The 22,642-nt window shown below is 54.2% G+C and carries 28 protein-coding genes; 5 read left to right on the top strand and 23 right to left on the bottom strand.

What is annotated here, in order from left to right:
• Positions 1-78: 78 nt before the first annotated feature.
• Positions 79-534, bottom strand: a complete 456-nt coding sequence (locus QLH52_RS06200; RefSeq protein ID WP_319960943.1) for a hypothetical protein — start codon at positions 532-534, stop codon at positions 79-81.
• A gap of 297 nt (positions 535-831) precedes the next feature.
• Here QLH52_RS06200 and QLH52_RS06195 point away from each other — a divergent pair, with 297 nt between their 5' ends.
• Entirely contained in the window at positions 832-1,737 is a 906-nt protein-coding gene (locus QLH52_RS06195; RefSeq protein WP_064023824.1) for a DNA-binding protein, read from the top strand.
• Between the two features lie 161 nt (positions 1,738-1,898).
• Here the strand turns inward: QLH52_RS06195 and QLH52_RS06190 are convergent, their stop codons facing one another.
• Positions 1,899-2,774 carry an AraC family transcriptional regulator gene (locus QLH52_RS06190; protein ID WP_319960942.1) on the bottom strand — a complete coding sequence of 292 codons (876 nt, stop codon included), beginning with the start codon at positions 2,772-2,774 and terminating at the stop codon, positions 1,899-1,901.
• Between the two features lie 140 nt (positions 2,775-2,914).
• Between QLH52_RS06190 and QLH52_RS06185 the strand changes: the two genes are divergently transcribed.
• Positions 2,915-3,496 (top strand): carboxymuconolactone decarboxylase family protein, encoded by a 582-nt coding sequence (locus QLH52_RS06185; RefSeq protein ID WP_319960941.1) that lies wholly within the window; start codon positions 2,915-2,917, stop codon positions 3,494-3,496.
• A gap of 110 nt (positions 3,497-3,606) precedes the next feature.
• Here QLH52_RS06185 and QLH52_RS06180 read toward each other — a convergent pair whose 3' ends face one another.
• The 4 genes from QLH52_RS06180 to QLH52_RS06165 are packed head-to-tail and all read right to left on the bottom strand — an operon-like array spanning position 3,607 to position 7,880.
• Entirely contained in the window at positions 3,607-4,233 is a 627-nt protein-coding gene (locus QLH52_RS06180; RefSeq protein ID WP_319960940.1) for a TIGR04282 family arsenosugar biosynthesis glycosyltransferase, read from the bottom strand.
• Between the two features lie 3 nt (positions 4,234-4,236).
• Positions 4,237-5,028, bottom strand: a complete 792-nt coding sequence (locus tag QLH52_RS06175) for a sterol desaturase family protein (protein WP_319960939.1) — start codon at positions 5,026-5,028, stop codon at positions 4,237-4,239.
• Complete coding sequence (locus QLH52_RS06170; protein ID WP_319960938.1) at positions 5,028-5,717, bottom strand: TIGR04283 family arsenosugar biosynthesis glycosyltransferase; 690 nt, start codon at positions 5,715-5,717, stop codon at positions 5,028-5,030. The genes QLH52_RS06175 and QLH52_RS06170 overlap by 1 nt, the downstream gene beginning before the upstream one ends.
• A 12-nt stretch (positions 5,718-5,729) precedes the next feature.
• Positions 5,730-7,880 carry an FAD-dependent oxidoreductase gene (locus tag QLH52_RS06165; protein ID WP_319960937.1) on the bottom strand — a complete coding sequence of 717 codons (2,151 nt, stop codon included), beginning with the start codon at positions 7,878-7,880 and terminating at the stop codon, positions 5,730-5,732.
• 281 nt (positions 7,881-8,161) lie between these two features.
• Between QLH52_RS06165 and QLH52_RS06160 the strand changes: the two genes are divergently transcribed.
• Positions 8,162-8,656: a MerR family transcriptional regulator gene (locus QLH52_RS06160; RefSeq protein ID WP_319960936.1), complete on the top strand. Its 495-nt coding sequence runs from the start codon at positions 8,162-8,164 to the stop codon at positions 8,654-8,656.
• 27 nt (positions 8,657-8,683) lie between these two features.
• Here QLH52_RS06160 and QLH52_RS06155 read toward each other — a convergent pair whose 3' ends face one another.
• Complete coding sequence (locus QLH52_RS06155) at positions 8,684-9,592, bottom strand: methylenetetrahydrofolate reductase (protein WP_319960935.1); 909 nt, start codon at positions 9,590-9,592, stop codon at positions 8,684-8,686.
• 152 nt (positions 9,593-9,744) lie between these two features.
• Between QLH52_RS06155 and QLH52_RS06150 the strand changes: the two genes are divergently transcribed.
• Complete coding sequence (locus tag QLH52_RS06150; RefSeq protein WP_319960934.1) at positions 9,745-10,596, top strand: 3-methyl-2-oxobutanoate hydroxymethyltransferase; 852 nt, start codon at positions 9,745-9,747, stop codon at positions 10,594-10,596.
• 101 nt (positions 10,597-10,697) lie between these two features.
• On the opposite strand, the gene QLH52_RS06145 is transcribed toward QLH52_RS06150, so the two are convergent.
• From QLH52_RS06145 to QLH52_RS06115, 7 genes are all read right to left on the bottom strand, one after another.
• Positions 10,698-11,015 carry a hypothetical protein gene (locus QLH52_RS06145; protein ID WP_319960933.1) on the bottom strand — a complete coding sequence of 106 codons (318 nt, stop codon included), beginning with the start codon at positions 11,013-11,015 and terminating at the stop codon, positions 10,698-10,700.
• Positions 11,016-11,245: 230 nt separating this feature from the next.
• Complete coding sequence (gene arsS / locus QLH52_RS06140; RefSeq protein ID WP_319960932.1) at positions 11,246-12,208, bottom strand: arsenosugar biosynthesis radical SAM (seleno)protein ArsS; 963 nt, start codon at positions 12,206-12,208, stop codon at positions 11,246-11,248.
• A gap of 6 nt (positions 12,209-12,214) precedes the next feature.
• Positions 12,215-12,862, bottom strand: a complete 648-nt coding sequence (locus QLH52_RS06135) for a DUF3047 domain-containing protein (RefSeq protein WP_425257140.1) — start codon at positions 12,860-12,862, stop codon at positions 12,215-12,217.
• 11 nt (positions 12,863-12,873) lie between these two features.
• The gene (locus tag QLH52_RS06130; protein ID WP_319960930.1) at positions 12,874-13,431 is read right to left on the bottom strand and encodes an HvfX family Cu-binding RiPP maturation protein; all 558 of its coding nucleotides are present in this window, start codon (positions 13,429-13,431) and stop codon (positions 12,874-12,876) included.
• A gap of 17 nt (positions 13,432-13,448) precedes the next feature.
• Entirely contained in the window at positions 13,449-14,210 is a 762-nt protein-coding gene (locus tag QLH52_RS06125; protein WP_319960929.1) for an HvfC family RiPP maturation protein, read from the bottom strand.
• A complete protein-coding gene (locus tag QLH52_RS06120) occupies positions 14,207-15,085 on the bottom strand; it encodes an HvfB family MNIO-type RiPP peptide maturase (RefSeq protein WP_319960928.1) in 879 nt (292 codons plus the stop codon). Before QLH52_RS06120 ends, QLH52_RS06125 begins: the two co-directional genes overlap by 4 nt.
• Positions 15,086-15,104: 19 nt before the next feature.
• Positions 15,105-15,413 carry an HvfA family oxazolone/thioamide-modified RiPP metallophore gene (locus tag QLH52_RS06115; RefSeq protein WP_319960927.1) on the bottom strand — a complete coding sequence of 103 codons (309 nt, stop codon included), beginning with the start codon at positions 15,411-15,413 and terminating at the stop codon, positions 15,105-15,107.
• Positions 15,414-15,641: 228 nt separating this feature from the next.
• Between QLH52_RS06115 and QLH52_RS06110 the strand changes: the two genes are divergently transcribed.
• Entirely contained in the window at positions 15,642-16,553 is a 912-nt protein-coding gene (locus tag QLH52_RS06110; RefSeq protein ID WP_319960926.1) for an HD-GYP domain-containing protein, read from the top strand.
• Here QLH52_RS06110 and QLH52_RS06105 read toward each other — a convergent pair.
• The 9 genes from QLH52_RS06105 to QLH52_RS06065 all read right to left on the bottom strand — a co-directional run bounded on the left by QLH52_RS06105 (position 16,550) and on the right by QLH52_RS06065 (position 22,502).
• The gene (locus tag QLH52_RS06105) at positions 16,550-16,774 is read right to left on the bottom strand and encodes a GDCCVxC domain-containing (seleno)protein (protein WP_319960925.1); all 225 of its coding nucleotides are present in this window, start codon (positions 16,772-16,774) and stop codon (positions 16,550-16,552) included. The genes QLH52_RS06110 and QLH52_RS06105 overlap by 4 nt on opposite strands.
• Positions 16,775-16,785: 11 nt before the next feature.
• Positions 16,786-16,986, bottom strand: a complete 201-nt coding sequence (locus QLH52_RS06100) for a zf-HC2 domain-containing protein (protein ID WP_319960924.1) — start codon at positions 16,984-16,986, stop codon at positions 16,786-16,788.
• Entirely contained in the window at positions 16,979-17,602 is a 624-nt protein-coding gene (locus tag QLH52_RS06095) for a sigma-70 family RNA polymerase sigma factor (RefSeq protein WP_319960923.1), read from the bottom strand. The genes QLH52_RS06100 and QLH52_RS06095 overlap by 8 nt, the downstream gene beginning before the upstream one ends.
• Positions 17,593-18,636: a methyltransferase domain-containing protein gene (locus QLH52_RS06090; protein WP_319960922.1), complete on the bottom strand. Its 1,044-nt coding sequence runs from the start codon at positions 18,634-18,636 to the stop codon at positions 17,593-17,595. Before QLH52_RS06090 ends, QLH52_RS06095 begins: the two co-directional genes overlap by 10 nt.
• Before the next feature lie 23 nt (positions 18,637-18,659).
• Positions 18,660-19,766 (bottom strand): inorganic phosphate transporter, encoded by a 1,107-nt coding sequence (locus QLH52_RS06085; protein WP_319960921.1) that lies wholly within the window; start codon positions 19,764-19,766, stop codon positions 18,660-18,662.
• Between the two features lie 323 nt (positions 19,767-20,089).
• Positions 20,090-20,563: a nuclear transport factor 2 family protein gene (locus tag QLH52_RS06080; RefSeq protein WP_319960920.1), complete on the bottom strand. Its 474-nt coding sequence runs from the start codon at positions 20,561-20,563 to the stop codon at positions 20,090-20,092.
• A gap of 29 nt (positions 20,564-20,592) precedes the next feature.
• On the bottom strand, positions 20,593-21,198 hold the full coding sequence (locus QLH52_RS06075; RefSeq protein ID WP_256603337.1) for a glutathione S-transferase family protein: 606 nt from the start codon (positions 21,196-21,198) through the stop codon (positions 20,593-20,595).
• A 15-nt stretch (positions 21,199-21,213) separates the two neighbouring features.
• On the bottom strand, positions 21,214-21,876 hold the full coding sequence (locus QLH52_RS06070) for a ferredoxin reductase (RefSeq protein ID WP_319960919.1): 663 nt from the start codon (positions 21,874-21,876) through the stop codon (positions 21,214-21,216).
• The gene (locus tag QLH52_RS06065) at positions 21,873-22,502 is read right to left on the bottom strand and encodes a pyridoxamine 5'-phosphate oxidase family protein (RefSeq protein ID WP_319960918.1); all 630 of its coding nucleotides are present in this window, start codon (positions 22,500-22,502) and stop codon (positions 21,873-21,875) included. Before QLH52_RS06065 ends, QLH52_RS06070 begins: the two co-directional genes overlap by 4 nt.
• Positions 22,503-22,642: the final 140 nt, after the last annotated feature.

The raw sequence follows: 22,642 nt of genomic DNA, 5'->3' as shown, positions 1-22,642 counted from the left end.
CGTAGCATAGAAGTAACGTCAGCATAGACACAGGCGAATCTGCGCCTTCGGCTGGTGAGTTGCGGCTAGGAGCGGTGGCTAAATCAGTAAAACGGTGCTGCGTAGGGCGAGCAGTCGGGAATCGGTAAACGGCGGATCGAAAAATGCCGGCTGCCGAATAACGACTTTGGCATAAAGGGCTAGAAGTGAGATCAGGAGAAATACTGGTAAAAGCCCAATATCAATCGCTATTTTTGAAAAATCCGTCAATTGTAGGGGTATGTGATCATCACCATCGATAGGGATGTCAGTGCAAGGCGACGAGCAGGGATCAGTGTCATCGCTGGTAAAAGCATTGGTCTCGTCGTTGAAACGAGTCACAGCATTGACACTTGCAAATAGGTCTTTTCCAGTCTTCTCTACAGCGACATGGCCGTCAGCCCCAAAACACAGCACAAAGGCCGATACATCTCGATGGCCCAAGCCAAAATGACCGAGCACAGCGAGTATCAGCACAATAGAAAGCCAAGTTTTAAAGCGGAGTAGGGTGACCATTCCTTATAAAGGATACTCGCCATCCAAAATAATTCAAGCATTTAGGAACAAACACCAGCGAGCATGACCCTGAAAGGCTGCTTGATTGTTTTAGCCGGACAGTTCTGTCGGGTTATTTCATTATTTATGGCATTAGTTTTTCACTAATTTGGCACACTTTTCATTTTTTATGTCACCCGACAAATCAGGATGGTGTGAGATGTGAAGCGTGGGAATTAACTTTCTTTCTTACTTTCTTTATTTCTTTTAATATGTCAAACTCCTGCCGTCGCAGTTGATTCCGAATGGGAGTTCGCCATGCAAGCAGAAGACTTTGAATCCAGTTTGGGTCGCCCCGCCGATATTACCGACGACCAAATTATCGAAGCCGGCAAGGCGTTGACGAAGGCGAATCGGAATGTCACCGGATTTGCGTTACGCAAGCTAACCGGCGGCGGCGATCCGAAGCGGCTCAAAGAGGTTTGGGACAGGCACAATGCCACTCAAGCGGTGACAAATTCGGAGCCCGTCGTCGAGTTGCCGCTGGAAGTGGCCGAAAGCTTGGCGGTGTTGACCAAGGGGTTGGTCGACAAAATTAACGTGTTAGCGCTGGAACTGAATGACAGAGCGGTCAAAACCCAAGAGCGGCGGGTAGCTGATGTGTTGCGAGCGGCGCGCGAACAGCAAGTCCAATCAGAGCGCGAGCTGGCTGATGCCTCGCAGGCGGTCGATGAATTGGAGACCATGCTGACGGATGAGAAGGCCAGGGTGGGGGAGTTGACCAAACGCTTGACCGACGCGCAGGCCGCGAACCAGTTACAGGCGGTTGAGCTAGCTACCTTGCGCGAACGATTGGAGGCGGTCGAGAAGAACGCGCAGGCAGCAACCGAACAGCATGAAGCAGAGCAAGCCAGGCTGCGGCAACAGGTGACGGCTCAGAAACAAGCCGCCGAATCTATCGCAGCCGAGCGAGACCAATTGAAAACGGAGTTGACCAAACTGCAGACCAAAGTGGAAACCGCGGAGGAACAGCGAAAGGAGGAACGACAAAGAGCCGCTGCGGAACTTCAACGTATGGGCGAAAAGCTGATTAAGCTCGAAGCTGAAACAGATCGCGCTAAAACAGAGGCTGGCAACGCGCGAGAACAGGTTGCGCTTCTAACAGGCCAATTAACGGCCACGAAAACACAGGTCGAACAGTTAATGAAAGCTATTGGTAATTAGTTAATTGCGCTGAACCGGGGGCCTGAAAAGTCGCCGTTGACGATCTCAACCAACCGGCCAAAACCAGACATCCAGAATAATGAAGAATCAATCTGTTGAATGGCCGCTTGTGATCTAAGTTCGGACTTTCAAGAATTTACCCTCCCATATCAGACAAATTTCTAAACGCGTCTAAAGGCACCAGGTGCTACGCCAATATGGCGTTTGAAGGCTTTGCTGAACGCAGGCACCGACTCGTAGCCGCTCCTTTCCGCTACGCGCTCTACGGTCATGTTCGGCTCCATTAACCAATGCGCAGCGATTTGCAAGCGCCATATCGTTAGATATTCGATGGGCGAATGGCCAATCAAGGCGGCAAATTTCTCCGACAACACTGATTTGGAAACACCAGCCTGGGTGCATAATGTGTTGAGCGTCCATGCTTGCCAAGGCTGCTCGTGAATCAAGCTCAGCGCTTTGGCTAGGCGCTTGTCCTGCATGGCGGCAAACACACCCTCGCGCACCCAGTCTTGCTCGATACAATGCCGAATTGCCAAGACGAACAAACTATCACATAAGCGCTCCACGACCGAATCGCTGCCAAACCGCGGTGTTGACGCTTCAGCTATTACTAGTTCGAGCAATCGCGTCAGGATCGCTCCAGCTTGGCTTTGCCGTATGACTATTTCGGCCGGCAGCGCCTGCCACAACAGGGATTTTGGCGCGGCCAGTTGAATTTCGCCGCAGACGAAACCCACCTCTCCCTCTGCCCAAGGCGTCATGCGGGTGTCGCATTCGTCATCCGGTAAATCCTCGGCGCTATACGACAAAAAATGCCGGGCCGCATGCGGCAAAAACAGAATCAAATCGCCGGCTTCCAGCTCCAAAGGTGTAGTCCAACGTGGCGAATGGACAAAGCCGCGTCCCTTGCTGACCAAGTGAAACCAGACCGAGGTTTCCGAGTTGTGGTCCATCAACCAACGCCCGCAGACACCGCCCGAGTAGACCAATTTGGCGTGCAGATTCAAACCATTGATCAACGGGGTCAAGGCATCCATCGGTTACTCCCGGAATATCGGACAAGGTCGCCGGAAGCGCGCACATGGGATGAGGAATCCACTTTTCTTAAGCTATGTCCGTCGAAACGATTTCGCATCGGCATTACACCTCATATTTTCACTATTAAAGGAGAGACCGCATGTCCCAATTTACTATTCATTCCATCCAGAGCGCCGACGCGGCAGTGAAACCCGTATTGGAAGGCTCGCTAAAAAAATACGGCTTCGTGCCCAATTTGCATGGCGGTCTGGCCGAAGCGCCGACGGCTCTCAAAGCCTACATCGAATTGACTTCCTTGTTCGATCAAACGTCATTTAGCCCCACCGAACGGCAAGTCATCCTTTTGGTTATCAGCGTCGAAAATCATTGCACCTACTGCGTCGCCGCGCATTCGATGATCGCCAAACAGATGGCCAAGGCCGATCCGGCGATTGTCGATGCCCTGCGCAACGGTAAACCACTGCCTGACAGTGAATTGGATGCCTTGGCCAGCTTTGCCCGTGCGGTGGTGAAAAATCGCGGCGTAGTCTGCGGCCAAACCTTGGACAAATTCATCACGGCGGGCTACAGCCGGGCGCAGGTATTGGAAGTCGTGTTGGGGGTGGCATTCAAAACCTTAAGCAACTATACCAACCATATTATCGATACCCCGCTGGACACCGCATTCCAGGCCGAAGCCTGGGACGCACCGGCGCAATGCAGCAGCCAGAAATGCGCTTGAGGGTTTGATTGTTTTCACCGTAGCCCATGCGCCTATTCCTTGTAATGGGCGCATCTGGGCTTTTTTTGTATGCATAAACAGTTAAAGAAACCTTTGGGCTTCCTTTTCCCTCAGCCATTTGCCAACGCTAAATAACGCCGCCAGTCCTGATAGTTATCTACGTCCCATTGACTATCCAGTTCGTAAATCTTCAAGCCTAAGTCCTTGGCCCGGCGGCGGGTGGCGGCCATCACTTGGTCGTGGCCCCAGCTCATGTCGCTAAACAGGCTTGGTTGTGCCTGGTTCAGGCCGATCATGACGTAACCGCCATCGTCGGCAGGTGCGATGACTGCATCGTGCCCCTCATGTAAATTCATCCATGCTTGTTGCAAATCGTCGATGGTAAGACTGGGGCAGTCACAACCCATCAGCACGGCATGCCGGTATCGGCTCAAGGCATCGGCGAAGGCGTGCTGCATGCGTTCGCCCAAATCGGCGCCGCGCTGCGTCTTGAGTGTCAGCGGATAGCGGCGTATACAATCCTGAAAGAAATCATCGTGGCTATCCGGCGCGCAGTGAAGCTCGACCGGGCACAACGCTTGCTGAAAAGCCCGTTGCAAGGTCATGTGGGTCAATCGCCGGTGGGCCTCAGCGGCCTGTTCGGCGTTCAAAGTCGGTTGCAGCCGGGTTTTGACCTGGCCGGGAATTGGTGCTTTGCAAAATATCAGCAGTACGCTATCGGGAAAGGTATAAGCCATGGATCAACGCTTGCGTAACGCTCGAAACGGCATGGCCAATAACGGCAAGAAACCCAGCGCTTGCGGCTCGCGAAACCCGTGCAAACCAATCGTCATTTCGGTTTGCGCTTGCTGTGATCGATGACAATAAGTCTTGAACAGACGGTCCCAGCACGACAGCGAAAAGCCATAATTGCTGTCGGTTTCCTGTTGCCGGGCGGAATGATGAATCCGGTGCATGTCCGGTGTGACCAATAGATAACGGAGTATCTGCTCGGCCGGCGGCGGCAGGCTGACATTGCCGTGATTGAACAGCGCGCAGCCATTCAGGATGATTTCGAAGGTGATGACCGCCAGCGGCTCGGCGCCCAGCGTAATCACCAGCAGCACTTTGTAAGCCATGGACAGCATGATCTCCAAGGGATGAAAGCGCACGGCGGTGGTGGCGTCGAAATCCAGGTCGCTGTGATGCACTTGATGCAGACGCCAGAACCATTGCCAACGATGGGCCGCGACGTGTTGCGCGTAAATCGCCAGATCCAGCAATAGCAGGCTTAGCAAGATGTTGAGCCAAACCGGTACGGGCAAGTTGTTGAACAGCCCAAGCTGTTGTTCGATAGCCCAGTTCGCCGCCAGCCAGGCCGCCGCGCCGATGCTGAGACGCATCACACCAGCATTCAACGCCGCCAAACCGAGATTGATGCTCCAGCGCTGGCGGCGTGGGCTGCTCAAATGCCGGGCAGGACTTAGCGCTTCCCAAATCGCCATCAACGACAACATGCCGATAAACACGCCGAAGCGCAGCAGGGCTTCCATCAGCTTCTCCCATAATACTGTTTGGCCAGATCGTCGGGATCGGCACCGCAAAAGTACGCCCAGCGTAGCCGCCACATCAATAGAATGGTTTTGAAAACGCCGTGTTGTTGCCAGCGCCGCGCCGAGGTGACGACTTTACAGGGCAAGCAAGCCGGTTTGCCGACGGCTTTTAAACGCTTGCTGATGGCGATGTCTTCCATCAAGGCGATTTCCGGAAAGCCGCCGCTGGCTAAAAAAACCTCGCGAGTGACGAACAGCGCCTGATCGCCGGTCATGATGCCGGTCAGCCGTGAACGATGGTTCATCATGAAAGCAATCAGTTTGAAAATGGGTTTGGCCGAATCGAACGCGACGTCAAAACGCCCCCAGACATGGCCTTGGGCGACGGCGTTTTCAATCGCGTCGAGCGCATCGGCAGGCAAGCGGGTATCGGCATGCAAAAACAACAGCACCGGCGCCACGGCCTGCGCGGCACCGACATTCATTTGCCGGGCCCGGCCGCGCGGACTGGTCAACACCTGATCCACCCAAGCCGCTGCGACGGCGGCGCTGTCATCGCTACTGCCACCGTCCACCAACAGCAATTGGCAGCGCTGGCGCAAGGGCTGCAAGGCTTGTAGCCTGTCCGCTAGTTGCCCGGCTTCGTTAAGCACCGGGATGATGATGCTGAGGTCGACATTCATGCTCATCGTTTTATCGTATCAATTTCCCAGCCGCCAGGCATGATAACGGCAGACCCATTCCAGCAGCGTCTTGGGCGTGTGGTTGCGCTTCCACACCCCGGCGGCGTATTTGTTGGCTTCGGCCAGGGTGGGATAGGTGTGAATGGTGCCGAGGATTTTGTTTAAGCCCAGGCCGTGTTTCATCGCCAGCACGAATTCCGCCAGCAAGTCGCCGGCATGTTCGCCGACGATGGTGACGCCGAGGATTTTGTCCTTGCCGGGTACGGTCAATACCTTGACGAAGCCGTGCGCCTCGCCGTCGGCGATGGCGCGGTCCAGGTCGTCTATACCGTAGGTCGAAACTTCGTACGCGATGCCCTGGGCTTGCGCGTCCTGTTCGTTGAGGCCGACGCGGGCCACTTCCGGATCGACGAAGGTCGACCAGGGGATCACCGAATAATCGGTACGGAATTTTTTGAACTGGCCGAACAAGGCGTTGACCGCCGCGTACCAGGCCTGATGCGCGGCGGTGTGGGTGAACTGATAGGGCCCCGCCACATCGCCGACCGCGTAGATGTTGGGATAATTGGTTTGCTGAAATGGGTTGGTGTCGAGGGTTTTGCGCGGCGATAGTGCGATGCCCAGTTCTTCCACGCCATACCCCTGCACGTTGGCGGCGCGGCCTATCGCCACCAGCACCTGGTCGAAGGCAATTTTGACCGTCTGGCCGTCGTGTTCGGCCAGCAGTATTTTTTCGCCGTTTTCGATGACAAACTGTTTGGCGGTGTGATTGACTTTGACATCCACGCCTTCCTGAATAAACCGCGCTTGTACCAACTCGGATACCTCAACATCTTCCCGCGCCATGATGCGCGGCGCCATTTCCACTTGGGTAACCTGCCAACCCAGACGGTTGAAGGTTTGCGTCAGTTCGCAGCCGATTGGGCCGCCGCCCAGCACCAGCAAGCGCGCCGGTTTTTCCCGCTGATTCCAGACTGTGTCGGAGGTCAGATAGTCGATGTCGGCCAGCCCCGGAATCGGCGGCACGAACGGACGGGCGCCAGCGGCAATGACGATGGCCCGGCTGGTTAGGGTTTTCAGGCCGTCAGCCGTGGTCACTTCCACCGCCCAGGGTGAAACGATTTTGGCCGTGCCTTGAATCACCTCGACGCCCAGCTCGGTATAGCGTTCCACCGAGTCGTGCGGTTCGACGGCCTTGATCACGCTTTGCACCCGTTCCATCACCTCGGCAAAGTCAAATTCGGCTTTGGCCTTGGCGATGCCGAACTCCTTGGCGCGGCGGATATGCGACAACAGTTTGGCCGAGCGGATCAGCGCCTTGGACGGCACGCACCCGGTATTCAAACAGTCGCCGCCCATTTTATGCTTTTCGATCAAAGTGACCTTGGCCTTGACGGCGGCGGCTATGTAGGCCGACACCAAGCCACCAGCGCCCGCGCCAATTACGATCAGGTTATTGTCGAAACGTTTGGGCTTGTGCCAGCCAGCATAGATTTTGCGGGCTTGCCAAGCCGCCAGGATTTTCTTGGTCAACAGCGGAAACAGTCCCAACAAGGCAAACGACGCCAGCAGGGCCGGTGACAGAATGCCGGACAACGAATCGATTTTCGCCAACTGGGTACCGGCGTTGACGTACACCACGGTACCCGCCAGCATGCCGATTTGGCTGACCCAGTAAAAGGTCCAGGCCCGCATTGGCGTTAGCCCCATGGCCAGATTAATCAGAAAAAACGGAAACACCGGCACCAGCCGCAGGGTGAATAAATAATAAGCGCCGTCCTTTTCCAGCCCGACCTCGATGGTTTTGAGGCGCGCGCCGAATTTGGCCCGTACCCAGTCGCGTAGCAAAAAGCGCGCGGCCAAAAATGCCAATGTCGCGCCGATACTGGAGGCGAACGACACCAGCAGCGTACTCCAGAACAAACCGAAAATCGCTCCGCCCGCCAGGGTCAATATCGTCGCCCCCGGTAACGACAACGCAGTGACCGCGATATACAACGCGGCATACAATGCCGTCGCCAGCAATGGGTGAACCTGGCGGTAATAAGCGATGCCGGTCTGCTGCACTTTTAAATTTTCCAGTGTCAGATAATGCTGCAAATCCAGGGCAAAAAACGTTGCCACCAATGCGGCAATACCCAGCAATAACAAGATTCTGGACGTTTTCATGCCGACCTACCGATTCCGAGTGGGCAAGGCTGCAATGGGTGTTTGCATGTTGTCTGGCTAAACATCTGCGTTCCTTAAAAAACTATTGGGTTTGCCTGTTAGTCGTGTTTGCCGGTCATTCCTGACAACAATCTCAGAAAATCTAATTTCTCAGGCTGAATAAACATCGTCGCCCGTTAGAAGATAAGGTATCGGCTAGGTAGCGTTGGAAGGCAGAATTTGTATTCGGTTATTGCAATACCTACACTATGTGACGTCTAACTTATATTTTGTAACTCATTATGCGCCTTCCGCCTAAACACCAGCGCGATGTTCTTAAAATCGGTGAATTGGCCGACGAACTCGGCACTACGCCGAGAACCATTCGCCTGTACGAGGAACTCGGACTGATCGCCCCCGACCGTACCGAGGGCGGCACGCGTCTTTATGCCCGGAAAGACTTGAAACGCATGGCTATCGCTTTGCAGCTTGGCCGTGTCGGCATCGAATTGGAATCGGTGCAAAAACTCGCCCAAACGCGGCAGCAATGTGCTTCCGGCAGCGAAGCATCAACCGCGGTGCAGCCGCTCCTGCAAGATTTGCGCACCAGGATACGGGGATTGCTGGAGGATTTGGAGGAGCTGGATCGTGACCTGGAGCGGGCGGATATGTTGATTCGCCAATGCGGCAATTGTCAAAATCGCCCCAATCGCAAGGATTGCCCGGATTGTCCAATTAACAAGAATGTGGATTTGACCAATATTGTTCGTCTGGTTTGGGATCCAAGTTGTCCCTGACCTCGTTACCGGGCTTCTTCAAATCTTTTAGCAAAGTGCTATATCGCCGCCCACTATCGCGGACACCCATTCGGCCGTCTTCTCAAAGTTGCCTAATGGGAAAAAATGGCAGCCAGCGAAAAGTGTTTTTTCGGATGCTAGAGAGTGTTTTGCCAAGGAATGGATTAGCCGCTCTGGACTACGTGACGAAGCGGTTCTAAGCATTTTTGAAGGTTGTTTTACCAAAACTTCGATAGAAGCCCCGACGCCACAATAGCGCGCTTGTCGAATTAGACTCGATAGGCTGGCAATACCATGAAATCCAACACGAATTGGCATGTGGACGCCGGATCGTATCAATAGCCTCTCCCATTCGCACACGGCGGCAAAATCGAAGAAGAACTGTGTGACCAGGGAAGTGGTAAACCGTTTTTGTGCGCAGTAGCTTTGTTTCTCCAACAAAACATTCATGAGCCGAGGATTATCAACTACCGGATGCCCTTCAGGATGACCGGCAAAACGTAAATCTGCGATCCCATTGCCTTCCAAAACACCGCTCTTAACAAGATCCATGGACGAAGCCAAGGAACCCACCGGATTGTCGTAATTTCCGCCGGCAATGATTAACGCAGCAGTGACATTGGCCTCCAAACTTAATCTCCGCAGCCACCGATCCAGTATTTCAATGCTGGGAATTGCGCGTGCGGCGACGTGAGGAACCGGAATCATTTCTTCGTCACGTAAGCGCTTGGCGAGATCAACGACATCATTAGGTTTGGTGCTTGGGGTCGCGACGATGTAGACCTCCGTGCCAATAGGCAAAAAGTCGCCAAAGTTGTCGATCCTCGTGGCTTCCTTGGTGGTGATCTCGATACTGAATCCGGATAGCAGCGCTTGAAGTTGTGTCTTTTCATCGATTTTATGGATATCAGCGGCGGTATGAATAGTGTCGGACATCGTCATTTCCCAGTGCTTGTGCATGTTGTATCGATTAGAAGCAGCAAGGAAGAGGTGTGGTCATTACTTGCATAAACTAACGTCAACGTAATATTATTATTGCCGCGTTCAGAACGCAATAACAACAATTACAACTTGCAGAGGATTCCGCTATGAAGGCACAACGAAAAAAAGTCACTATCAAGACACTGGGCGAAAAAATTGCCAGAGGTGAAAAAATCATTGGCATGGAATGCCATGACACGCCGAGCGCGATGATGGGAGAGGAATTAGGCATGGATTTGTTGTGCGTCGGGAGCCCAGGACCGATGGCCTTATTCGGACATAAAAGCATGAATACCGTGAAATTCCAGGAACAGCTCTATTTTCTGGAAGCTGTGCTTCGTGGTGCCAGTACCCCGTTCATTTGCTGCAACATGCCCAACACCACGGCCTGTGTTTCCAAAGCCGATGCAGTCCGCAATGCCTCGGAAATCCAGCGTCGCGGTGCAGATGGTGTGCATATTGAGCCTCACCATAAAACCGTAAAAATGGTTGAAGCGATTGTCGCCGCCGGAATTCCTGTCGTTGGGCACTTTGGGGTTCAAGGCGAACGCTGGTCGCAAGTGGGCAGCTATCTACCCAGAGGACGGACGGCAAAAGACGCCGCCGATATTGTCAAACTTATCAAGAGTTGCATCGATGCCGGCATCAGCACGGTTTTACTCGAACACGCGTCGGAAGAGTTGACGAAGTGGTGTTATGAAAACCTGTCGGTTCCGGTCGCCAGTTTAGGCTCCGGGCCTCATGCGCATGGGATTTTCCATGTCTCGTCTGACATCATCGGCTGCTCGGTTTTTCCCACGCCGCCGAAACGCATTCCATTCGGTAACGTTTGGCAAAACATGATGGATGCCTACACCGCTTATTACCGAGCCGCGCAATCCGGAGCATATCCGCGTGCAGAAGAATCTCATCATATGCACGATGGGGAGTTTGAGAAGTTTCTGGATTTGGTTGGCTAGACTTAAGCCGGGCTTGCTTTCAGTCATCTTCGATTCAGAGACTGGCTGGAAGCTGGCTTTCTCAATCGCAACACAATGCTGGCCTTTCGTAAAGGCTAAGGTCAAGGGAATGGCTGGCCTTGTGAGTCCGTCTGATTATGAACAACCGCGGTTAAAGCGCCGTAAGAAGCCACCAGAAAAGGCACGCTATAGGTTAATAGTGCCTTGACGACATCAAGTCTCTGTATTGCCGGGTAATCCAAAGACAGCAAGCCGAGCACTGCTTGTGGTTGATTGATCAAATTCAACAGGCTGCCGACGACTAAGGCAGTCTTGCCGGAGCGGCTGTATATGCCAAGTCGGATGGCGGTGCAATGCAGATCAAGTACTTTTGCAAAGCAATTACCAGTGGCGGCTTTGAAGCCAATCGATTTACACATCCAGGATAACCTCTAACAAAAATACAGATTTGGAGCGCGCTGTATGGCAAAAATAAATGTAGATAAATCCATGTAATTAAGCGCTACGTTAAAAAGGATAAGTCACGCTCTTTGTTCAAAATATATCATTAAGGTTATATTTAGTAAAATTCGCACGTTTCATTCAATGCATGAAACCCTCCAAGCAAGTGCTTTCACATTGCTTGCTTAAGCGCGGATAAGGGACAAAGTTAGGTCAAAGCGCCGCCGCAACTGCTGCCTTGGCCGGCTGTGCAACCGTAACAATGGGCGGCGGTGGCAATCGGTGCGTCTTGCAGTTGTTCCAGGAGCAGCTCGCTGATATGGTGTTTGGGCTTGGCTACGGCGCCCAATGGCAAATCCAGCATCTGATTGAAATCGCAGTCGTAGACATAGCCTTGCCAGTCGATGCTCAGCGTGTTCAGGCACATCAGGTTGTCCAGGTTACTGGCGCGAAAACTGTGTTTCAGCAGGTTCAGATATTCATCGAAGCGGCTCTGGCTGACCAGGGTGCTGCCGAAGCGTTGAATGGGCATATTGGCAATGGCAAACAGCCGGTTGAAGACGATGCCGTAATGTTGCTGCAAGTGCTGTTTGTAAGCCAGTTCCAGTTGCTGTTGATTGGGCGGTAACACCGCGTCTTGCGGGTTGAACACCAAATTCAACTCCAGTCCGCTGTCCGGTTGACCATAACCCAAGCGGTTCAGTCGCTGCAAGGCCGACAAGCTGTCTTTGAACACGCCTTTGCCGCGTTGTTTGTCGACATTTTCTTCCAGATAACACGGCAGGGAGGCGACGATGTTGACCTGCTGCGCGGCCAGAAACTCCGCAAGATCGGCGTATTCCCGTTCTTCCAAGATAGTCAGATTGCAACGGTCGATCACTTCGATACCACGATCGCGTGCGGCTCGTACCAGATAACGAAAATCGGCATGCATTTCCGGCGCGCCGCCGGTTAAGTCCAGCGTATTAATGTTCGCGGCGTCGGCCAACGCCAGTACCTGAGCGATAGTCTCGCGGCTCATCATCTCGGTGCGTTTGGGGCCGGCGTTGACATGGCAATGCACACAACTCAAGTTGCACAGATAGCCTAAGTTGATTTGCAAAATCTCTAATGGCTTGCGAAATATCGCCGGAAAATCGCTGTCGATCAGCAGAGGTTTGGTGTCGCGCATGTTTGATTAATCCTTGGAAAACCAGATGTCGCCATAAGCGGCAGCGGCATTGCCGCCACTATTATCGGTATCGGTCATGATGGCGACGGCGTCTATAGCGGTAATGTTTTCACCGAAGAGTGTCTTGAAATCGGCCCTGATATTACGCTTTTCGGTTTGCCAAACATTTAGCGACGCTTCCGGCCCGCGCAAGGCCATCATCATCGCACGATCGCCGGCAAATGCATTCGGCCAGACACTGTCCTTTTTGGTGTTACTGGCCCAGACATAATTGATGGCCTTGGTTTGCCAGAACGCCAAACCGCCTTTTACCACCACGTAAACCCGCGCCGCGTAATCGTCTCCTGCCTTGCTTTGTTCGTTCAAGCCGGTCAAGCGGTTGCCGATGCGCCACGACCAGTTCAGAAACGGGGTTTGTTCCAAATCGATGCGCTGTTCCTTAAATAGGCCGGAACCGGCGGCATGGCTATCGGCCGTCAACACCGTCATGCCATCAATTGGTTGCAGACGGTATTGGGTTTCGCCTTTGAAGCTTTTATGTTCCCAGCCCTCCAGGCGATTTTGGCTGAACTCGCCAATGGCCAGTTTAGTATCGGCGACTGCTACGTGACACAGGGGGAATATCGTTAGTAGAACCGACCAGAAAGTTTTCATCATTCACCCGTTTAGACTGAGGACATGCGTGGTTTTAGCCAGGCATCAATGGCCAAGCGTCCACTACCACTCAATAGCAAAGAACCGAGCATGAACAAATAAACCAACGGCAGCTTGTAATTACCATAACCTTGATCGGTAATGGCATAGCCTTTCCATAATTCGGCCAGTGTGTGCCATTCGGCTGGCCAATGTACGGCGGCGACCGCCACCACAGTTAAAATCATCAACGCCGCACTAAAAAAGCGGGTCATGAACCCCAATATCAACGCAATCGGGGCGATGATTTCCAATCCGGTTGCCAGTGCCCAACTCAAGTCGGCGGGTAATAAGCTGAACGGAAACGGAAAACTCAAGTCGGCAAACCAGTTGTCACCGTGGAGTTTTTCCAGACCGGCTTCGCCGAACTCGTAAGCCAGCAACAGACGTAAAAAAATGGGCGCCAACCCATGCAGGTTATGGTCGAACCAGCGAGAAAGCTGGCTGGGCATCGTACATAGCCGCTCGATGCAGGATGGAATCAGGCAGACTGTACAAGCGTTTTGGGTGGATTTAGCAAGGTTGTTCATCAGTGAAGCTCCGAAGTTCATGCCGGGCGAATGTCGATAATCGCGCCCTGGCTATGTAGATCGGCCAGAATGTGCTGGCCGAATTGGGTGAATTCTAAAAATTGCGCGTCCGTGAGATTGGCGCTTCTCATCGCCTGCAAGGCCTGTTGTCCGGTCAGGCCATTATTTAACAGCAGGATCAGCTTTGCCGTGGCAGGGTTCAGGGATATGAATTGCACCTGATCGTCACTATCGCGAAAACCCAGGATATGAGTTGCGACGGCCTGTGGTTCGCCAGGCAAAAAATTTGGACCGATGTCCTGCACCGGCCAGTGGTAATGCAGCAATTGGATGACCGGTGCAAACACAGGCACATGGTTGAGTAATTCGGCATCGGACAACGGCTTTCGCGTCACCGGTCCGGACTCGGCAATCGACAATTGCAATTCAATCCATTCGAAATGCGCCAGTTCGGCCAGAAACGGCCAATCGCCGGGATGCTGGCGTTCCTGTCGCAGATACTGCACAAACTCATCGGGAATCTGCCGGTAATAAGGGGTCAGGCAGCGATGTTTTGCGATGAAGTCCAGCAACAATGTTCGCCAGTCATCTTTGGATAATAGGCCGTGGATCACCGGAAAGCAGGCCGTCAGGCTTTCGTCGAATTTGTTGTAGAGCAGATCGACGTAGACTGCCAGTCGTTCAGGCGCGAATCCCTCGGGTAATGGGTCCGCTTGCGGTTGACGCAGGTAATTCAGAAACTGCCGTTGCTGTTGTTGAAAAGCCGGTGTCGGGTTCATGCCGCCACCTCGCTGATGCCATGTGTGCTTCGGCAGACCGGATAACGTTTTTGCACAGTACGAATTCGCTCCACTTCGGCGATTAACTCCGATAACGGGGGAATGTTGCTGTCGCGTTCCACCAGGGTGGGGAACACGCCAAAACTTCGATAGGCCTCGGCCAGCAAGTCCCAAACCGGTTCGATAGTATTCTGGCCGTGGGTGTCGATGATCAAGCCGGAAGGTTCCAGGTCGTGACCGGCCACATGCCCATAAACGATGCGCTCGCCGGGCAAGCCGCGCAAAAACGCCACTGGGTCGTAGCCGTGATTGACGCTGTTGACGTAGATATTGTTGACGTCCAGATGCAGGTAGCAATCGGCTTCTGTGAGCACCGCGTTGATGAAACTCAGTTCGTCCATCTCGCCGCCCGGCGGCGTCACATAATACGAGGCGTTTTCGATGGCGATGCGCTGTTCCAGTATGTCTTCGGTTTGGCGAATGCGGGCCGCAACATGTTTGACTGCCGCTTCGGTGAACAGCAGCGGGTACAAATCGTACAGATGGCCTTCGTCGCCGCAAAAACTCAGGTGTTCGGTGTACAGCGCGAAATCGTGGTGATCGAGAAACTGTTTCAGTTCCAATAAAAAGGCAGTTTCCAGCACAGCCGGGCCGCCCAACGACAAGGCCAAACCGTGCGCCACGAAACGGTGGCGCTCGGTCAGACTGCGAAACTGCTTGCCGAGATGACCGCCGACGCCGACCCAGTTTTCCGGTGACACTTCGAAAAAGTCTATGCTGTCCGCTACGCCGGTTTGCAACGCGGGCAACAGAGCACGCCGCAAACCAAGTCCTGCACCGGAAAGTCCGAAAATATTAGAATTGGATAGGTACATCGGCGGTAGTCCCAAGCTTTTATTTGCCGGCGGGCGCGTCTTTAGCGCCATCGGTTTTGTTAGCGCCGCAACTACCTTCTTTGGCTTTATCCGCGCCGCATTTGCCTTCAGCCGCCTTATCGCCTGAAGCGGCCTTAGCCTTATCGGCCCCACATTTGCCTTCACCGCATTTACCTTCCTTGGCTTTATCATCTGCAGCCGCCAGCTGAACAGGAGTGATGCTGGACATCGCAAACGGATTCTCGCCGGCTTGAATCGCGGGAGCTGCACTCAGTAAGGTCGAAGCCAATGCGCTGCTTAAAGTCAAAGATAAGGTTTTTTTGTTCATGGTGTTCTCTCCAGTGTTTTGATGAATGATCAGGACAAGCAACAGTGCCTTCCTGCCTCATCAGTCGGAGTCCGTTTGAATTCCTTACAATTTTTTTTCGATCCGTCGACACATGAAGTCCGCGTAAAAAAACCTCAAAGCGTACTGTAAGGAAAGGCGGTTAAGTTGCGACTTAAGCAGTGGTCAAGTCCCATCCATTCACATTGATTCATCCAACCAGGGCAAGCTATGAAAAATACCCATACTCAGGATTTACTGCATACGCTCTACAGCATGGCCTTTCTGGTCGAGGCACGCGATCCTTATACCGGCGGCCACTTGTGGCGGGTATCGCAATATGCCACGCGCCTAGCATTGGCCAGCGGGCTATCCAAACAGAACGCGGTGGTTGCGGGGTTGGGCGGATTTTTGCACGACTTGGGCAAAGTCGGCGTACCGGACAGCATTTTGAACCACACCGGCAAACTCAGCGATGAGCAATATGCGGTGATGAAGACGCACCCGGCTTTGGGCGCGCAGGTGTTGCAAGGCCACCCGATGGCCCCACTGGCCGTGGATGCGGTGTTGGGCCATCACGAACGTATCGATGGCAGGGGTTACCCGAACGGCTTGTCCGGTAGAAAAATCCCTGAAGCCGCGCGTATCGTCGGCATTGCCGATGCCTTTGACGCGATGACCAGTTCCCGGCCTTATCGCCAGGGTATGCCGGTGGTCGCGGCCATCGAACAGATTGAGGTGAATCTGGAAAAGCAATTCGATCTGCAATTCGGTCGCCGTTTCATCGAGTTGGCACAATCCAGTGAGCTGGATGGCATCATCGGACATAGTGATACCGGTATTCCGATGCACGAATGCCCGATGTGCGGCCCGGTCGTCGTCGTGCATAGACACCAGAAAGTCGGCGACAAAGTGTTTTGCCGGGTATGTGGTAACGGCTTTGCTCTGGAAAAGCAGCAAGGCAAACTGGCATTAAAGCCAACCATGCAAAAAGGTAACGCTACCGATTTACAAGCACTGATCGATCACGACTTGCTGGCAAGATTGCTGGAGGAATCGCTACCGTATTTGCCGGCGGATAGTGGCGGCGGCAAAAGTTGGCTGCGACGGCTGCGCGATGGGTTGTGGACTAGGCTGGATTAGCCGCAACACCCTGCCTGTTTGCCGTGCAACTGTATCGGTGGACAAGGGACGCTGCCGTAGGAACAGAACACGCAACAATCGCCGGGCTTGGGTTTTAACAGGGTATGGCAGTTTTGACATTCGTAAAACCACTGACAGGCATCGGTGAGCATGCCCTCGGTTTTGCGGTGTCCGCATTCCGGGCAGGTTAATGTGGACTCAAAAATGACCTCGTTGAGCATCGTTACTTGACCTAAGATTTTTTATCTAAACGATCCTGCAATTGCTCTGTATAGCGGTGCGCAGCTTTTCGAATGAATTGGGTCTGGCTCTGGAAGTTACGGCAACGCGAGCACATCATCACATGCAGTTTGATCGATAGGCGTTCGCCGATGCCCAGAGGCGTGTCCAGGCCTTTGGACACCAGTTCGGTAATTTCACGGCAATTACGCATGATGCGACTCCTTGTTGAATTGGGATGAATTGAACCAACGGATTTCCAGACATTCGCGCAGCCGCAGGCGGGCACGGTGCATGGTGACCCAGTAATTGGCGTCGCTGATGCCGGTTTCCCGGCAGACTTCCTCGGCCTCCAGGCCGACCAGTTCCCGCAGCATGAACACCTGGGCCATTTTGGCGGGTAGATTGTTTTGGCAGGTTTCGTAAATGGCCCAGAACTCCTGTTGTTTCAAGGCGGCTTCCGGGTCTTGCCAGGTGTTGGGGCCGCCGTTCCAATGGCCGTTGCCGAGGAAAAAATCGTCATCCTCGTTTTCCAGCGTATCGATTTCGCCCAGTTCGAAGGTATCGGTCACGACTTCTCGCTCCATGCGCCGCCAATGATCGGCAATTTTGTGTTTCAAAATCCCGATCAACCAGGTTCGAAGACCGGCCTTGCCTTGAAATGCGGCGGCCGACTGCCAGGCGGCCAGCAGGGTTTCCTGCACCGCGTCGTCGGCCCATTCGGCATTACGCAGTTTGATCAAGGCATAACGAAACAGCACCGGCCGCTGTTCGGCCAGCACGGCCTCGTTCAGTGTGGGCGCCATATCGGCAGCGCTTTTCAACAACATGCGCCGTCCGCCTTGGTGACCGTGGTTTGCGGGCCCGCTATGCAATCGAACAAACCGAAATGGCGGGTTTTATCGCCCAGTACCTGAAAATGCTGGCCGAAGCGGCTGCTGGCTAGCATGTCGGCGGTGTTGCCGCAAACCCTAAGTGGGCGGCCGGTTTCGAAATGATGATGATCGTCCAGTTCGAAACTGTGTGGGTGCTGGTCGATAGTACCCAGATAAACGGCGATTTGGCCAAAGTCTTCGCAGCGGTCTTCCAGCGGCATTTTGAAGGCGCGCACCGTCACCGAGTCGAACCTGACCATGCCGATTTTGGCGAACACCTCGGGGTCGTCGATGCTGATCGGGTTTTGCTTGACCTTGCGCACGTCCGGGCAACCCAGATCATGCAAGATGCGCCGAAAATCTTCCCAGTACAAAGCACCGCCCAGGCATTCACCCAGCAGCACCGGGTCCTGGCGCAATTCGGCGGGAATGCGGCGATCGGCGAATACGTCGGAAAAATACAGCTCGCCGCCCGGCTTCAACACCCGGAAGATTTCCGCCAGCACCTTGGGTTTTTCCGGCGACAGGTTGATCACGCAGTTGGACACCACCACGTCGATGCTGTTATCCGCGATACCGACTGTGTGCAGATTTTCGATATGGCCGTGCAGAAACTCAACGTTGGCGAAGCCGAAACGCTCGGCGTGCCAATCGCGATGGCGAACGGCAACTTCCAGTTGCTCAGGCGTCATGTCCACCCCGATCACCCGGCCATGAGGGCCAACCAGTTTCGATAGCAGATAACAATCGCGACCCGTGCCGCAGCCCAAATCCAGTACCGTCATGCCTGCCAACGCCGGCGGCAACGGCGAGCCGCAGCCGTAGAAGCGTTCCAATACTTCCGGATGCAGCCCGGCCAGTAAAGCCTTCAAATAGCTGGGCATGGCGTCGATGCTGCAACAGGCGCTGGTTTTCAGATCCTGGCTGGATTGCAGCACTTGGCCGTAGTAATGCTGAACCGATTCGGTGATCTCAAGGGTGGTGGTCATGGACTGTCCTGAATAGCGATTGATCAAAGGTTGATGGCTGTTTCATAAATTAAGGCCGCGCAAATCGCCGCGCAAGGCAGCGTCAATAGCCACGATAACGCAATCGAGGCAATGACGTCGCTATGAGCTTTACCGCCGACCCAGCCGATGCCGAATAACGAACCGACCGACACATGGGTAGTGGACACCGGCATGCCCAGTTTACTGGCAAATATGACCAGTAGCGCGGTCACCAGATTGGCCGATAAACCCTGGTCGTGGGTGAGGCTAGTGATTTTCTGGCTCATAGTTTCCGCGACCCGGCGCGCATTGAACACCCCGCCCAACAGCATAGCGGTGGCCACGGCGATGATGATCCACTGCAATTCGAAACCCGGCGCCAGCAACAGCAGCGCGGCAATTTTGGGCGTGTCGTTCAGGCCGCGGGCAAAGCAGACCGCACCGGCGCTGCAGAAATGCAGCCCGTCGCGCAGGCGATCGGCGTGAAAGCCGAAAACCAGGCTGGCTTGCCGCTCGGCACAAGCGGCTTGAACATCAACGCTTAACGCCGGAACGAGGGGCATACGCATATGGGCGTTACCGGCCAAGGCAAGCTGTTTCGGGCTTTCCACGCACATGCATAAGTCGTTGTCGCTTGCCCGGCGGCTAATCCACGTGTTTAGACCTCGATAAAACAAAGCCGCCAGCAACAAGGCCACGACCGGGCTCAACAGCAATGGCAGTACGAAGTTATTCAGTAACGGTACCAGATTGAGGTTACCGGAAGTCGCCAATAGCGTGCTGCCCGCCATGGCGCCCAGCAAGGCATGGGTGGTGGAAATCGGAAAGCCGTAACGGGTGGCCAGAATCACCGTCATCCCGGCGCCGCCGGCAACCGCAATCATGAACGGCAGCGTGTGTATCAGCTCGTCTGGCGCCAGGCCTTTACCGGAAAATTTGACCAATAAGGTCTGGGCTAAAAACAGTGCCGCCAACGAACCGGCCAAGGTCGCTAGCGTGGCCCAAACCAAGGCTTGGCGAAAATTGGCGGTGCCGCTGCCGAACAAACTGGCCACACCCTTGAAGTTGTCGTTGGCGCCGTTGGCATAGGCTAGAAAGCAAACGCTAATAAATAATATGCTGGTGAGCATGAGAAATCTCCTGGATGGCGTCGACTAGTCCCTCTAAGTCGTCAGGAGAGGATCAAACCTTACAAAAAATATTCTGTAATCGAGAAATCAATGATAAATCCTTATGATCAATAACATTGTTGGTTAAACGATAGGTTGGCATTTTCGGAAATTGGCTGGACTTCGCCAATGAACGGCGTTACAGATCTACTGGTAATAATGCCCCCAACTGTCCGGTTTCAAGCCCCTAAGCACGTTAAAGCTTAGTTTCGCCCGCGAGCATTCTGGTTATGAATGCCGCGGGCAATCTCGTCGGGATTTTTACAAGGATGCTAAACTGTTGGTCACAACCCTAAATCGCTCAAACCGGCATGGTCGTCAGGTCGGCGGCCCAGCGGCCAATGAAACAAGCGCTGTTCTTCCTTGATCGGCAAATCGTTGATGCTGGCAAAACGCCGCTGCATGAAGCCTTGCGGGTTGAATTCCCAGTTCTCGTTGCCGTAACTGCGGAACCACTGGCCGGAATCGTCACGCCATTCGTAGGCAAAGCGCACCGCGATGCGGTGGTCGGTAAACGCCCATAATTCCTTGATCAAGCGATAATCCAGTTCCTTGGCCCATTTGCGCTGCAAAAACTGGCGGACTTGTTCGCGACCCTGCGGAAACTCGGCGCGGTTGCGCCAGAGCGTGTCATCGGTATAGACCAGAGCGACACGGTCCGGATCGCGCGAGTTCCAGGCGTCTTCGGCCATGCGTACTTTTTGCGCGGCGGTTTCAGCGGTAAAGGGTGGGACGGGAGCTTTGATTTCTTGGGTCATAGTATTTCTCCGTGATAAGGGTGATTGATTTACGCCTGCCACATACCGGGCATGGTCACATAACCGGGCAAGGCGCGAATGCGTTGGAACCAGGCGATGATGTTAGGGTAGGCAGCGATGTCTAACCCGCCTTCCGGCGCCAGCGCCAGATAGGGGTAGACGGCAATGTCGGCAATAGATACCGAATCGCCGACCAGCCAATCTTGGCTTTGCAGATGGCGGTCGATAATACCTAGCACTTTATCGGCAGTTTGCCCTGCCGATGCCGTATCGATAGGACTACCGAATTTATGGTGTACCCGCAGTTTGGCAGGGCCGTGGAAGATTTCATTGGCGGCGGTTGATAGCCAGGCGGCGATTTGCGACAGTTGATAGGCATCGTCCGGCCACCATTTTTCTCCTCCATAGCGTTTGGCCAGATACACCAAAATGGCTTGACTGTCGCGAATAATCAGGCCATTGTCATCCAGAACCGGCACTTGGCCGAACGGGTTGCGTTGCAAATGGTTTGGGCCGCGCTGCTCTCCGCCGCGCAAATCTACCGGCTGGGTTTGATAGGGCAAGCCCAGTAAACGGAGCAATAAGCGCACTTTGTGGCAGTTGCCGGATAGCGCCATGTCGTAGAGTGTGATCATGCTGGACTCCTTCGGTTAGCTGAAACTTTCAAATTGCACCCGTTCGTCGGCAATGCCGAGCCGGCGGGCTGTCTGACGCACGCTGTCGATCAGGCGGGTTGGGCCACAAACGTAGATGACGGTATCGGCGGTTGCGTTGCGGAGTATGTCCGGTATGTCTAGCCGGGTCGGATTTTGCGCCTGGCTGAAATAAAACCGGCATCGCTCGGAAAACCATCGTTGCAAGTCTTTGATGAATGCCATTTCCTGCGGCGCTCGACCGGTGTAATGCAGTTGAAATGGCGTACCCCGTGCGGCCAAAGTTTCGGCCATGGCTTTGATCGGCGTGATGCCGATGCCGCCGGCAATCAACAACGCCGGACGGTCATCATCGTGCAATGGAAAATAGTTTTCCGGTGCTTCGACGTTGATGCGGGTGCCAATTTCCCAACCGTCGTGCAATGCCGACGAGCCGCCTTCGCCGTCGTCGACACGCAAAACGGCAATGTGATAGCAATCCGGATCGTCCGACGCGTCGGTCAGAGAATAGGTGCGAGAGGTGACGCTACCGTCCGCTAGTCCGATCGGCACGCGAATATGCGCCCCAGCCCGATAGGTGGGCAGCGACTCGCCGTTAGCATGGCGCAGTTCATAAGCACGGATGCGCGGCGTCAATTGGCGAATCCCGCTGATAGTCAAGGGTAACCCCCATTCCCCAGCACCACAGGTGTTTGCGGTGCTACCGAATTGGTGTGTTGTTGCGTCCGAGTCTGCTCCAATAGCGCTTCGACTTCGCGTTGGCTGTAACGCGGGGTAATGTATTTCGGGCAATTCCAATCGAAGGCTTCGACTTGGATCACGATGCCGCGCTCGACCGGGGCGCGAAAGTCGGCCAGTTCCAGCTTGGACAGCAGTTCCGGCTCGCTGCGTTCGTCCACTACCCGCGCCCGTCCCCAGATTTTCAGGCGTTGCCGTCCGGGGTAGTCCATCAATATCAAGCTGACTCTTTCGTCGCCGCGTAAATTGCCGACCGAAATATACTGACGATTGCCGCTGAAATCGGCGTAACCGATGGTTTGTGCATCCAATACTTTCAAGAATCCCGCCGGGCCCCCACGGTGCTGAACGTAGGGCCAACCGCTCTGACTCACGGTGGCTTGATAAAAGCTGTCGCGTTCGGCGATGAAGACCTGTTCGAACTCGTTCAACGCCACCGTTTCGGTGTCGCCCAGTTCGGCGGTCCGATACGCCATGCGGCTGCCCATTTCGGCTTGCACCGCTTGAACGTCGGGCGTAAAACTGATTTTGGCAAACGCACGGGCCATAGCCTTTACTCCGGATGGGGTGAAACGTTTAGGTTACTCTGACATATTCATTAGTCGAGTTGAATAGTCAACATTTGCAATACCTTATTCCAGTTAGCGCAATAAACCGGGCCAAATGCGATGCCTGCGCTTGGCCCGGT

It is taken from the genome of Methylomonas defluvii (assembly GCF_033949435.1).
Lineage (GTDB): Bacteria > Pseudomonadota > Gammaproteobacteria > Methylococcales > Methylomonadaceae > Methylomonas > Methylomonas defluvii.
This window is presented reverse-complemented; position numbering and strand designations above follow the sequence as displayed.